At 71.9% G+C, this 12,511-nt stretch carries 14 protein-coding genes; 9 read left to right on the top strand and 5 right to left on the bottom strand.

Features of this window, described 5'->3' with window-relative positions:
• Positions 1-125: 125 nt before the first annotated feature.
• Positions 126-743 carry a DUF4126 domain-containing protein gene (locus tag ACTWLT_RS18935; protein ID WP_445319519.1) on the bottom strand — a complete coding sequence of 206 codons (618 nt, stop codon included), beginning with the start codon at positions 741-743 and terminating at the stop codon, positions 126-128.
• Positions 744-814: 71 nt separating this feature from the next.
• On the opposite strand from ACTWLT_RS18935, the gene nucS reads away from it, so the two are divergent.
• Positions 815-1,474, top strand: coding sequence for an endonuclease NucS (gene nucS, locus ACTWLT_RS18930; RefSeq protein WP_252418760.1), 660 nt, complete (start codon positions 815-817; stop codon positions 1,472-1,474).
• 3 nt (positions 1,475-1,477) lie between these two features.
• On the opposite strand, the gene ACTWLT_RS18925 is transcribed toward nucS, so the two are convergent.
• The gene (locus tag ACTWLT_RS18925; protein WP_445319518.1) at positions 1,478-2,974 is read right to left on the bottom strand and encodes an aldehyde dehydrogenase family protein; all 1,497 of its coding nucleotides are present in this window, start codon (positions 2,972-2,974) and stop codon (positions 1,478-1,480) included.
• A gap of 255 nt (positions 2,975-3,229) precedes the next feature.
• Here ACTWLT_RS18925 and ACTWLT_RS18920 point away from each other — a divergent pair, with 255 nt between their 5' ends.
• From ACTWLT_RS18920 to ACTWLT_RS18890, 7 genes are all read left to right on the top strand, one after another.
• On the top strand, positions 3,230-3,646 hold the full coding sequence (locus ACTWLT_RS18920; protein ID WP_445319517.1) for an FHA domain-containing protein: 417 nt from the start codon (positions 3,230-3,232) through the stop codon (positions 3,644-3,646).
• Between the two features lie 107 nt (positions 3,647-3,753).
• Complete coding sequence (locus ACTWLT_RS18915) at positions 3,754-4,815, top strand: alpha/beta fold hydrolase (protein WP_445319516.1); 1,062 nt, start codon at positions 3,754-3,756, stop codon at positions 4,813-4,815.
• A gap of 132 nt (positions 4,816-4,947) precedes the next feature.
• A complete protein-coding gene (locus ACTWLT_RS18910; protein WP_445319515.1) occupies positions 4,948-6,738 on the top strand; it encodes a 3-hydroxyacyl-CoA dehydrogenase family protein in 1,791 nt (596 codons plus the stop codon).
• Positions 6,739-6,778: 40 nt separating this feature from the next.
• Entirely contained in the window at positions 6,779-7,273 is a 495-nt protein-coding gene (locus ACTWLT_RS18905; protein WP_445319514.1) for a SigE family RNA polymerase sigma factor, read from the top strand.
• Positions 7,270-8,337, top strand: coding sequence for a hypothetical protein (locus ACTWLT_RS18900; RefSeq protein WP_445319513.1), 1,068 nt, complete (start codon positions 7,270-7,272; stop codon positions 8,335-8,337). Before ACTWLT_RS18905 ends, ACTWLT_RS18900 begins: the two co-directional genes overlap by 4 nt.
• Positions 8,338-8,401: 64 nt before the next feature.
• Positions 8,402-8,725, top strand: coding sequence for an Rv1322 family protein (locus ACTWLT_RS18895; RefSeq protein WP_445319512.1), 324 nt, complete (start codon positions 8,402-8,404; stop codon positions 8,723-8,725).
• An 86-nt stretch (positions 8,726-8,811) separates the two neighbouring features.
• The gene (locus tag ACTWLT_RS18890; RefSeq protein WP_445319511.1) at positions 8,812-9,621 is read left to right on the top strand and encodes an alpha/beta hydrolase; all 810 of its coding nucleotides are present in this window, start codon (positions 8,812-8,814) and stop codon (positions 9,619-9,621) included.
• Positions 9,622-9,633: 12 nt separating this feature from the next.
• Here the strand turns inward: ACTWLT_RS18890 and ACTWLT_RS18885 are convergent, their stop codons facing one another.
• From ACTWLT_RS18885 to ACTWLT_RS18875, 3 genes are all read right to left on the bottom strand, one after another.
• Entirely contained in the window at positions 9,634-10,740 is a 1,107-nt protein-coding gene (locus ACTWLT_RS18885; protein ID WP_445319534.1) for an AI-2E family transporter, read from the bottom strand.
• An 83-nt stretch (positions 10,741-10,823) separates the two neighbouring features.
• The gene (locus ACTWLT_RS18880) at positions 10,824-11,012 is read right to left on the bottom strand and encodes a DUF397 domain-containing protein (protein WP_445319510.1); all 189 of its coding nucleotides are present in this window, start codon (positions 11,010-11,012) and stop codon (positions 10,824-10,826) included.
• Positions 11,003-11,782, bottom strand: a complete 780-nt coding sequence (locus ACTWLT_RS18875; RefSeq protein WP_445319533.1) for a helix-turn-helix domain-containing protein — start codon at positions 11,780-11,782, stop codon at positions 11,003-11,005. Before ACTWLT_RS18875 ends, ACTWLT_RS18880 begins: the two co-directional genes overlap by 10 nt.
• Before the next feature lie 385 nt (positions 11,783-12,167).
• Here ACTWLT_RS18875 and ACTWLT_RS18870 point away from each other — a divergent pair, with 385 nt between their 5' ends.
• Positions 12,168-12,473, top strand: coding sequence for a hypothetical protein (locus ACTWLT_RS18870; RefSeq protein WP_445319509.1), 306 nt, complete (start codon positions 12,168-12,170; stop codon positions 12,471-12,473).
• Positions 12,474-12,511: the final 38 nt, after the last annotated feature.

The raw sequence follows: 12,511 nt of genomic DNA, 5'->3' as shown, positions 1-12,511 counted from the left end.
GGTCGCCCAGCACTGGAACAGCTGACCCACATAGAGCAACCTTGACCGCTGGCCGGCACCCGACACGGGTGCCGGCCAGCGGCATGTCTGGACCCGGGGTGGGAACCGGTCTGACCAGAGTGGTCTCAGACGCGGAAGCCGGCGGCGCGGGCTGCCTCGCGTTCCCGGCGACGTTCGGAGCGTCGGCGTACGAACCAGTAGACGAAGGCGACGAGGCCGAGCAGGAAGGCGAGCACCAGCACCGGCAGGATGATCGCCACCAGGGAGACCACCACGCTGGTGGCGTCCTCGGCGGTGCTGGCCACCGGGGCACCGAACCCGGCGGTGGTGGCGTTGACCACCGGCCGCGCCGCGGACTTGAGCAGGTGTACGCCCAACGCGAGCAGAACGCCGGCGACCACCGGCACCCACTGGTGCGACGAGAAGAAGCTCCCCGGGTCGCTGACCGTCACCGTCTCCGACGACGATCCGGCGCCGAAGGCCAGGCCGCCGGCGGTGGGGCGGACGACGGTCTGCACCAGGTCGTTGACGTGGTCGACCACCGGCACCTTGTCGGCCACCATCTCGACGGCGAGCAGGGCGGCCAGGATGACGATGACCCAGCCGTTACCGAGCCAGGTCCAACCGCTGGGCAGGTCGATCAGGTCGGTGTAGCGGGCGAGCAGACCGAGGGTGAGCAGGGGTATGTAGGCGTTCAGCCCCGCCGAGGCGGCGAGGCCGGTGCCGGTGAGGACTTCGAACACGGTCTCAGCATCGCACCGACGCGCCAGTGCCGCTCGCTGGCGACCGGTGGGTGCTCGGCTACCCTCGTCGGGTGCGGTTGGTCATTGCGAAGTGCTCGGTGGACTACGTCGGACGGCTCTCGGCTCACCTGCCGCTGGCCACCCGGTTGCTGATGGTGAAGGCGGACGGGTCGGTGTCCATCCATGCCGACGACCGGGCGTACAAGCCGTTGAACTGGATGAGCCCCCCGTGTCGGCTGGAGGAGGCCCCCGGCGTGTGGCGGGTGGTCAACAAGGCCGGCGAGGAGCTGCGGATCACCCTGGAGGAGATCTTCCAGGACACCTCGTACGAGCTGGGGGTGGATCCCGGCCTGCGCAAGGACGGGGTGGAGGCGCACCTGCAGGAGTTGCTGGCGGCCAACCCGGGCGCGTTGGGTGAGGGGTACACGCTGGTCCGCCGCGAGTACATGACGGCGATCGGCCCGGTCGACCTGCTCTGCCGCGACGCCAACCAGGGCGCTGTCGCCGTCGAGGTCAAGCGGCGCGGTGAGATCGACGGGGTGGAGCAGCTCACCCGTTACCTCGAGTTGATGAACCGGGATCCGCTGCTCAGCCCGGTGGCCGGGGTGTTCGCCGCGCAGGAGATCAAGCCGCAGGCCCGGGTGTTGGCCGCCGACCGGGGCATCCGGTGCGTGGTCGTCGACTACGACAAGCTGCGCGGCATCGAGAAGGACGAGCTGACCCTCTTCTGAGCGTCACCGCCCGTACATCACCTTGATGGCCTTGACCAGTCGGGCGACGTCGGTCGGGGTGCGCTCGAAGGTCATCGACGGCAGCAGGGACCGGGCCCGCCGCCGGGTGATCGCCTTGGCGCGGCCGAACTCGCGCAACCCGTCCTCGCCGTGGATCCGCCCGAAGCCGGAGTCGCCGACCCCGCCGAACGGCAGGGTGGACATCCCGGCGAAGGTCAGCGTGGAGTTGACCGACGCCATTCCGGAGCGCAGCCGTCTGGCGATGGCCACGGCGCGGCGCCGGCCGAAGACCGAGCCGCCGAGGCCGTACGACAGGGCGTTGGCCCGGGTGACGGCCTCGTCGGCGTCGCGGACCCGGCTGATGGTCAGCGTCGGCCCGAAGGTCTCCTCGCGGACGGCGGCCGACTCCTCCGGTACGTCCACGAGCACGGTCGGGTGCACGTACGGCGGCTGCACGGCGTTCGGCCCGCCGAGCACGGCGCGCCCGCCGGAGCTGACCGCGGCCTCGATGTGGCGGCGGATCACGTCGACCTGGGCGGGCATGGTGATCGGGCCGATGTCGGCGCCCTCCGGCCCGACGGTCAGCCGGGCCGCGCGTGCCACCACCTTGTCGACGAAGGCGTCGAAGATCGGGTCGACGGCGTACACCCGCTCGATGCCGATGCAGGTCTGACCGGCGTTGGTCATGCCGCCCCAGACGCAGGCCTCGGCGGCGGCGTCCAGGTCGGCGTCGCTGTCGACGATCATGGCGTCCTTGCCGCCGCCCTCGATGAGCACCGGGGTCAGCGTCTCGGCGCAGGCGGCCATCACCTTCCGTGCGGTCGCCGTGGAGCCGGTGAACGCCAGCTTGTTCACCCCGGAGCGGCACAGGGCCGCGCCCACGTCACCCAGCCCGTGCACGGCGGTGAACACCGGGTGCTCGGGGACGACCTCGGCGAAGGTGTCCACCATCCACTGGCCGACCGCGGGCGTGTACTCGCTGGGCTTGAGCACGACGGCGTTGCCGGCGGCGAGGGCGTACGCGGCGGAGCCGATCGGGGTGAAGACGGGATAGTTCCACGGCCCGATCACGCCGACCACACCGTACGGCTGGTATTCGAGGTGGCCGGAGAACTCGGCGAGGATCAGCCGGGACCGCACCCGGCGTGGGCCGAGCACCCGACCGGCGTTGCGGGCGGCCCAGTCGATGTGCTCGATCGCGGTGACGATCTCGACGATGGCGTCGGCGACCGGCTTGCCGCCCTCGACGTGCACCAGCTCGGCGAGCTGCTCGATCCGCTTGGCGAGCAGGGCGCGCCAGCGCAGGAGCCGTTGGCGACGACCGGTGAAGCCGAGACCGGCCCACCACTCGCTGGCGGCGCGGGCGGCCTCGACGGCCTGCCGCACGTCGGCGTCGGTGGCGACGGGAAGGCGGCCGGCCTCGACGCCGGTGGCCGGGCTGGTGGAGACCAGTTGGCCCGCCTCGATGACCGGGGTTCCCGGGACCTGCACAGCCGTCATGGCGGAAGTCTAGACCCGAGGATTACTCGCCGGTAGGGCCGCGATTCGGGCCGGCGGGACGGGAGTCGCTTCGACCGGGCCGCTCGTTGATCAGAGCAGGTCAGGCTCTTGATCGCAGACGCTGTCCGCCCGAATCGTGGATCGGGAGATGGCCGGGAGGTGGCGAGGAGCTGACCGCCGGGCGGTATTGACGATTACCGTCTGATGGCAGGCTGACGCGCGGAGTGATGGTGTGGGCTGGAGGGCTGACTGTCCATGGAGGAACATCCGGAACTGATGCCGCTGTTGACCGTCGCCGGTGGGCCGATGCGCGGGGCGAGCTTTCGACTGCGGGTCGAGCCGCTGGTGATCGGTCGGGCGCCGAACGGCCATGTCGTCATCAACGACGCGCACCTGAGCCGTCGGCACGCGGAGGTGTGGCTGGCCCCCGAGGGCCCGTCGCTGCGGGATCTGGGCTCCACCAACGGGACGTGGCTCAACGACCGCCGGATCACCGAGGTGGAACGGCTCTCCGACGGCGACGTGATCCGGCTCGGCCGCACCGAGCTCCGTCTGTTCGACCCGGGGGTGGCCCACACCGACCCGGTCGGGCTCAGCTTCGGCCCGTCCCGGCGCGACATCCGGCCGACGCTGCCCCTGCCGCTGGCCACGCCACCGACCGGACGCCGCTGACGCGCCTGCCGGCTATGAGCCGAGGGCGGTCCGGCACATCCGCGCCGGACCGGCGATGGCTGCCCGGCACATGGACGGGCGTCGGCGGGCGTGGCACCATCCCGCGCATGGAGACCGAGCAGCGGACCGTGACGGCGAACGGCATCACCCAGGCGGTACGGGTGGCCGGCCCGCCGGACGGCGTACCGGTGCTGCTGATCCACGGCAACTGCTCGTCCGCCCTGTTCTGGGAGCCACTGGTCCGGCGGCTGCCGCCGACGCTGCGGGTGGTCGCCCCCGACCTGCGCGGCTACGGCGACTCCGAGACCGCCCCGGTGGACGCCACCCGAGGGCTGGGGGACTTCGCCGACGACGTGGCGGCCCTGCTGGACGACCCGACGCTCTTCGGCGCCGACGCCCGCCCGGTGGTGGTCGGCCACTCCCTCGGCGGGGGCGTGGCGATGCGCCTTCTGGTCGACCACCCGCACCGCGTGGGCGCGCTGCTGCTCGCCGCACCCGTCTCGCCGTACGGCTTCGGTGGCACCCGCGACCTGGTCGGCACGCCGACCACCCCCGACTTCGCCGGGACCGGCGCCGGCACGGCGAACCCGGACTTCGTCGCCCGGCTGGCCGCCGGTGACCGGAGCGCGGACGCCCCGGCCAGCCCGCGCGCCGTGCTGCGGGCCACCTACGTGGCCGATCCGGCGTCGCTGGGCGAGGACGAGGAGTTGCTGCTGGACACGCTGCTCTCCACCGCGACCGGGGACGACAACTACCCGGGCACGTCGGCGCCGTCGGACAACTGGCCGGGCATGGCGCCGGGGGAGCGCGGGGTGCTCAACGCGCTCGCGCCGTCGTTCTTCCGGCTCGCCGACGAGCTGGTGGCCGTCGGCGAGAAGCCCCCGGTCACCTGGGTACGCGGCGACGCCGACGTGATCGTCTCGGACACCTCGCTGTTCGACCTGGCGTACCTGGGCTCGCTGGGTGTGCTGCCCGGCTGGCCCGGCGAGCAGGCCTGCCCGGCGCAGCCGATGATCGGCCAGACCCGGGCGGTGCTGGAGCGGTACGCGGCGGCCGGCGGTGCGTACCACGAGGTGGTGCTGCCGGGGTGTGGGCACAGCCCGCACCTGGAGCGCCCAGCGGCGTTCGTCTCGGAGCTGCTGGCGCTGACCGCCGTCCCGGCCGCCTGAGCGCTGGCCGACGGCGGCGTCGTGGGTGAAATATGCCACGGCGTCTCGACAACCGAGCGTCACGTGGCAGACTCGCGCGCATAACCTTAGCGGCCGTTCAGTGGTCGTGCGGACTGTCTGGGGAGGCCGGTCGTGGCGCGCGAGTTCAGCACCGTTGGCGTGGTGGGGCTGGGCACCATGGGTGCCGGCATCGTCGAGGTCTTCGCCCGTAACGGCATCGACGTGGTGGCGGTCGAGATCTCCGAGCCGGCGCTGGAGCGCGGCCGGGCCACCCTCACCGGCTCCACCGACCGGGCGGTGGCCAAGGGCAAGCTCGCCGCGGCGGACCGCGACGCCCTGCACGAGCGGGTGCACTTCGCGGTCGGCCTGGACGCGTTGCACTCCGTCGACCTGGTCATCGAGGCGGTGCCCGAGCACCTGGACCTCAAGCAGCGGATCTTCGCGGAGCTGGACCGGGTCTGCCGGCCGGAGACCATCCTGGCCACCAACACCTCGTCGCTGAGCGTCACCGAGATCTCGGTGGCCACCACCCGGCCCAACCAGGTCATCGGCATCCACTTCTTCAACCCGGCGCCGGTGATGAAGCTGGTCGAGGTGGTCCGCACGGTGGTGACCTCGCCCGAGGTGGTCGCCGACGTCGAAGCCCTCTGCGCCCGGCTCGGCAAGGTCGACGTCACCATCAACGACCGGGCCGGTTTCATCGCCAACGCGCTGCTCTTCGGCTACCTCAACCACGCGGTCGGGATGTTCGAGTCGCACTACGCGACCCGCGAGGACATCGACGCCGCCATGAAGCTCGGGTGCGGCCTGCCGATGGGTCCGCTGGCGCTGATGGACCTGATCGGCCTGGACACCGCGTACGAGATCCTGGACACCATGTACCGGCGCGGCGGGCGGGACCGCCGGCACGCTCCGGTGCCGCTGCTGAAGCAGATGGTCACGGCGGGGCTGCTCGGCCGGAAGTCCGGTCGGGGCTTCTACACCTACGAGCGGCCCGGCTCGCCGGTGGTCGTACCGGACGAGGCGACGCCGCTGGCCACGGAGGCCGCGCTCGCCGACGGCGCGCGGGCCATCACCAAGGTCGGCGTGGTGGGCTCCGGGACGATGGCGACCGGGATCATCGAGGTCTTCGCGAAGGCCGGCTACGAGGTCGTCTCGGTGACCCGGGGGGCGGAGAAGTCCGCGAAGGTCTGCGAGGCGGTGAAGACGTCACTGAACAAGGGCGTGGTACGCGGCAAGCTCGCCGAGGCCGACCGGGACGCCGCGCTGGGCCGGATCAGCTGGTCGGCGACGCTCGACCACCTCGCCGACGTCGACCTCGTGGTCGAGGCGGTGGTCGAGGAGTTGAGCGTGAAGAAGGCGCTCTTCGCCAGCCTCGACGAGATCTGCAAGCCCGGCGTCGTGCTGGCCACCACCACCTCGTCCCTGCCGGTCATCGACGTGGCGATGGCCACCCACCGGCCGGCCGACGTGGTGGGGCTGCACTTCTTCAACCCGGCGCCGGTCATGCCGCTGGTCGAGGTGGTCCGCACCATCCGCACCTCCCCGGAGACCACCGCCACCGCCCGGGCGGTCTGCGCCGCACTGGGCAAGACCGGCGTGGTCTGCGGCGACCGGTCCGGCTTCATCGTCAACGCGCTGCTCTTCCCGTACCTCAACGACGCGGTGAAGATGCTGGAGGCCAGCTACTCCACGGCCGACGACATCGACCACGCCATGAAGCTGGGCTGCGGCTACCCGATGGGTCCGTTCGAGCTGCTCGACGTGGTCGGGCTGGACGTCTCACTGGCCATCCAGCGCGAGTTGTACCTGGAGCTGCGCGAACCGGGCTTCGCGCCCGCGCCGCTGCTGGAGCACCTGGTCACCGCCGGCTACCTGGGCCGCAAGACCCGCCGGGGCTTCCGCGACCACTCGCACCGCTGATCGCGTCAACGTCGGACGCCGCTGGCGGCGTCTGAGAGATGTGACCTTCGAGGAGTACGTCAGCACGCGCGGGCCAGCGCTCGTCCGGCTGGCCCGGCTGCTGACCGGTGACGAGCACCGGGCCGAGGACCTCACCCAGGAGGTGCTGTCCCGGGCGTACGTGCACTGGCGCAGGATCTCCCGCGCCGACCGGCCCGACGTCTACGTGCGGCGGATGCTCGTCAACGCCAACAACTCCTGGTGGCGGCGCCGGTCGAACCGCGAGCTGGTCGTCGGCAGCGTCGACGATCGGCCGCACCGCGGCGACGTGGGCGGCGAGGCGGCCGACCGGGACGCGATGTGGCGGCTCATCCTCGGCCTGCCCGAGCGCCAGCGCGCGGTGCTGGTGCTGCGCTACTACGAGGACCTCGACGACGCGACCATCGCGCAGATCCTGGACTGCTCGCCGGTCACCGTCCGTACCCATGCGATGCGGGCGCTCGCCAACCTCCGGGAGCGCTGCGGTGCCCCGGCCACGAACGGGAGCAGACCGTGACCGACCTCGACGAACAGATCGCCCACACCCTGCGGGAACGCGCCGAGGGCGGCGTGGACACCGACCAGTTGCTGCGGCGTTCTCGTGCCCGGGGCCGCCGCCGACGAGTGCACCGCCGGGCCGCTCTGGGCACCGCGTTGTGCCTGGTCGGGGCCCTCGGCTTCGTCGGGGTGACCCGGCCGGGCCTCGACGGCCTGGCCGGCCGCGCGCCCTGGAGCACCGCCTCACCCACCGTGGTCCCGCCGGTGCCGCCCCGCGCCGGCGGCGTGCCCGGGGCCGCTGCCGATCCAGCGCTGGTGGGTGCCGATCCGCAGATCCTGCACTTCGGCCTGGACCCGGCTCGGGCCCGCTATCTGGGCGCGGAGGTCATCCGAGATCAGGTCGAGTCCTTACGGCTCAGCGTGGCAGGCAGCGAACCGGTTCGTGTCGACGTGAGCAGCTCAGCCGAGTTACCCATCAGCGTCGAGATCGACGGTAGGTCCTTTGACGTGACCCAATCCGGCCCCCAGACCTTCGACGGTACGGTTCGGCCGGCGAACGGCATGGCCCGTGGGCTGGTCAAGTTGTGGCAGCCGGCACCGGGCCTGTACGCCCGTGCCGTCATGCTGCACGGGGACGAAAGCGTGCTGAAGCAGGCGGTCAAAGCCCTGCGCTGGGACGAGGCCACCCGATGCGCCGCACCGCTACGGCTCGACGCCCTGCCCGCGGGTGCGAAGGTCATGAACTGCTCGGTGGACGTCGCCTCGTACCCGAGACTCGTCACCGCCCAGTTCACCGTTCAGCGGGCGGATACCGAGACCATGTGGGTGCGGTACCGGTACGCGAGCCAGGCGGGCACCCGTACCGAAACGAACCGGACCGTCGCTGGCCGACCCGCGTTCCTCTCCGCGAAGGGGATGAAATTGGAGCTGACCGGCATCCCTGGGACGACAATGGCTGTCGACTTCGGCTGGCCGTGGGACGGCCAGATCCCGTCGGCCATCTTCACCGAGGCGGACGCGACGACCCTGCTGGCGGGAGCGAAATTCCCTACGGACCCGACGCGGCCGCAGAGCTGGGAGTGATCTCAGCCGTCGGGCGGGCCGGCCGCGAGGTCGTCCCGCCCGGCGGACCGTACGCTTGGTTACTGTGAGCCCCCGTCGCAACCGCCCTCGCCGGGACGAGAACCCCAACCTGGACGACGACCGGGTCCGGCAGGGTGTCGCCTCCGTGCAGCAGTGGACCGACGGCGCCTGGCAGGTACGCGGGATCGGCGCGGGCGCGTCGGTCAAGACGTACCGCTGTCCCGGCTGTGACCAGGAGATCCGGCCCGGGGTGGCGCACCTGGTGGCCTGGCCGGCCGACGGCCTGGGCGACCTGACCGACCGGCGGCACTGGCACAGCGGCTGCTGGCGTGCCCGGGACCGGCGCGGCCCGGCGGTGCAGCGCGGCCGGGGCACTCCGCGCTACTGAAGCGACGCCGCGCTACTGAAGCGACCTGGATCACCCTGTTCGTGCCTGGGCGGGCGGCGGCGGCGAGTTCGCGACAGACTTGGGCGGTGAGCACACCGATCCGCGCGTCGTCGATCCTGCCCGGCCGGCGGGAGGACATCGAGCTGCACACCGCCGACGGTCTGCGGCTGGTCGGTGAGTTGGCCCTGCCGGCCGGCCGGCCGCCGGTCGCCACCCTGGTCTGCCTGCACCCGCTGCCCACCCACGGCGGGATGATGGACAGCCACGTGTTCCGCAAGGCGGCCTGGCGGCTGCCCGCACTGGCCGACCTCGCGGTGCTCCGGTTCAACACCCGGGGGACCAGCAGCCTGCGCGGCACCAGCGAGGGCGCCTTCGACGGCGCCGTCGGCGAGCGCTACGACGTGGCCGCCGCCATCGAGTACGCGGAGTTCGCCGAGCTGCCCAACATCTGGCTCGTCGGCTGGTCGTTCGGCACCGACCTGGCGCTCAAGTACGGCTGCGACCCGGCGGTCGCCGGGGCGATCCTGCTCTCCCCGCCGCTGCGCTTCTCGACACCCGACGACCTGGCCACCTGGGCCGGTTCCGGTCGGCCGCTGGTGGCACTGGTGCCCGAGTTCGACGACTACCTGCGCCCGGCCGAGGCTGGGGAGCGGTTCGCCGCCGTGCCGCAGGCCGAGGTGGTCGGGGTTCCGGGCGCCAAGCACCTGTGGGTCGGCGACGCGGAGACCGTGCTCGACGAGATCGTCCGCCGGGTCAACCCGGAGGTCACGGTGCCCCTGCCGACGACCTGGGACGGCCCGATGGAGGCCGGGGACGTCAGCGCGTACGCCGACCGGACGGTGGCGTCGTTCGCCGACACCCCCGTCCCCGGTCCGCTGGCCAACCAGGCCGACTGACCCGAGGCCCGGTCAGCGGGTTTCCTGCCGGGGGAGCACCACCTCGCGCAGGATCAGTTGCAGCGCGGCCACGGTGGGGATGGCGATCAGCGCGCCCACCACACCCAGCAGCGCCACCCCGAGCAGCGCGGCCAGCAGGGCGGCCACCTCGTTGACCTCCACCGAGCGTCGCATCACCTTCGGGTAGATCAGGTAGTTCTCCACCTGCTGGTAGATCAGGAAGAACACCGCGCAGGCGATACCCGTGGGCAGGTCGGTGGCGAAGCCCACCAGGCTCACGATCACCGCTCCCAGCGTGGCGCCGATCTGCGGGATCAGGTCGGTCACCGCGACCACCACGGCCAGCGCGAACGGGTACGGCAGCCCCACCACCAGCGCGAAGACGAAGGTGGTCGCGCCGGCCAGCACCGCGATGCTCAGCGCACCGACCATGTACGCGCCGACCTTGGCGAGGATCTCGTCGCCGATCAGCTGCACCCGCTCCCGCCGCGACCGGGGCACCAGCGCGTAGCCCAGGGAGCGCAGCCGGTTGAAGTACGCCAGGAAGTAGATGGTCAACACCAGCACGGTCAGCGCCCGGAACACCGTGCCGAAGATCAGTTGGGCGCCGCCGAGCACCCCGCCGAGGGCCCGGCCGACGTTGTCCGCGTTCGCCGCGCTCTGCGCCCGCTCCACCAGGCCGAACCGCTCCACCAGATCGTTGACCGTCGGGTTGCGGCGCAGCTCCTCGACGTAGCTGGGCAACTGGTCGATGAACTGCCCGGACTGCGTCACGATCGGCGGCACCAGCGCCACCACGCCGCCGCAGAGCAGCAGCACCACCGTCAGCGCCACCACCGCGACCGCCAGGCCGTGCGGCACCTTCCAGCCGCGCAGTCGGACCACTGCCGGGTTGAGGCCGACCGCCAGGAAGAGCGCGATCACCACCAGCACCAGGATGCCGCCGGCGTTGCGGACCCCCAGATAGAGCGTGTACGCCAGCAGCACGCCGACCGCGCCGGTGAAGCCGATCAGGAAGCTGTTGCGCCGCAGCGGACGCCCCGGCGTCCCGAACTTTCCCGACGGGACGGCCGGCGGCTCGTCCGGGTCGACCTCCGGGGTCGGGACCGGAACCGGGATGGGTGCGTCGCCGGCTGGGCGGCCAGGCGTCGCGTCCGGGTCGTCGGCCGGCTGGCCGTGCTGCGGCACCAGGACCTCCCGGGTCAGGCGGCGGGTCGACGGGCGGCGGCGACGAACGCCTGCCAGGCGGCCGGCGCGAAGACCAGCACCGGGCCGCTCGGGTCCTTGCTGTCCCGCACGCCCACCACCCCGGGCAGATTGTCCGCCACCTCGACGCACTCTCCGTTGCCGCTACGGCTGGACGTGCGCCACCGGGCGTCGGTCAGGTCCATGACGTTACAACTTCTTTCATCAGCTCGATCGACTGCCGGCGGGACAGGGCAGCGTTCCTGATCATCTCCCAGCGAGCCAGCAGTGTGGCCACCTCATGGTCACCGTCGACCACGAGGCCGTCAATCTGGTGTTCCATGTGCCCCACCCAACCACCGTCCGCACCGCGGGCCAGATTGAACGGCCCCGACAGGCCGACGTGCAGCCCGACGTCGGCCGGAACGATGTGCAAGCTGACATGTGGCTGCTCCAGGCTGGCAACCAGGTAAGTGATCTGCTCGACCATCAGCCCTCGGACGTCTTCCCCGGCGCGCCGCAACACCAACTCGTCGACGACCGCGATGAACTGCGGCGGTTCCGGCTGGACCAGCAGCGATTGCCTGTCCAGCCGTGCATGCACCCGTCGCTCCACCTCGCCGTCACTGAGCATGTCGTCGCAGCGGATGACCGCGCGGGCGTAGTTCTCGGTCTGGAGCAGGCCGGGGATGAGCGTGGGTTGGAAGCAGCGCAGTTGGCGGGCACCACGCTCGGCGTCCAGCCAGGGCCGGAACCAGCTCGGCTGGCCGTCCCGCTCGGCGAGCTTGAGCAGGTAGACCAGCAGGCCGCCGGTGGCGAGCACCTCGTCGGCGCGGGCCAGGAAGAGCCGGTCCAGAGGGCGCTGACCCAGCTCCAGTGCGGACACCATCGAACCGGAGTAGTGCACCAGTCGGCCGAACTCCTCCTGGCTCATCCCGGCGGCAGTCCGCAGCCGGCGCAACTGGGCGCGGATCATGTCGGCCGTCGGCGCGGCGTCGCCTTCCACAGTGCCTCCGCAAGTAAAGGTTCGTCTCCACCGGCCGGCCCGGCGGGTTGCGCCACCGACGCAGCTACGCCGCTGGTCGCGCCGATGCCTTCCGACCGTAGTGGTGCGCTCAGCAGACTGTCACGTACCGGATCCGTGGCCGTCGTTCCGGCCCGCCGCCATCCGGGCGCACGCGTCCCGTTTCCAGTCGAGGAGGTACCCCATGCCCATCTCCACCCGTGCCGGCCGCCGGCCGTCACAGGCCGTCGGGACGGCGCCGAGGTCGTCCACAGGCTGCTCGCCGGGTGCCGGTCGGCCTGGACGGGCGCGTACGCCGATGTGCGGACTGCCGCAGCCGCGGCTCGGGCCGTACCCCATGCATCCCCGACCCTGCGGGGCGCGGACGCCGCACACCCCGCTGCGGCCCATGTGGTGCTGCCGGGCGGATGGCCGGCCGTGGCCGTGCGCGGACGCGCGACTGCTGCTCAAGGCGGAGTTCGACGCGGACCCGGCGGCCCTGACCATCTACCTGGCCGGGCTCTATCACGAGGCGGCGCACGACCTTTACCAGCTCAACCCCTACGACGGGCCGACACCGCGGGAGCTGTTCGAACGCTTCGTGGCGTGGGGGCCGTTCCGTCGGCCGATCATCGACCCGCCCTCGGAGCCCACTCCATCCTGACCACCGTGCACGGCCGCAGATCGTGGACAGGTGCCGTC

Source organism: Micromonospora yongxingensis (assembly GCF_052601155.1).
Note: the sequence above shows the minus strand (reverse complement) of the source record. Positions and strands in the feature narration are given on the sequence as shown.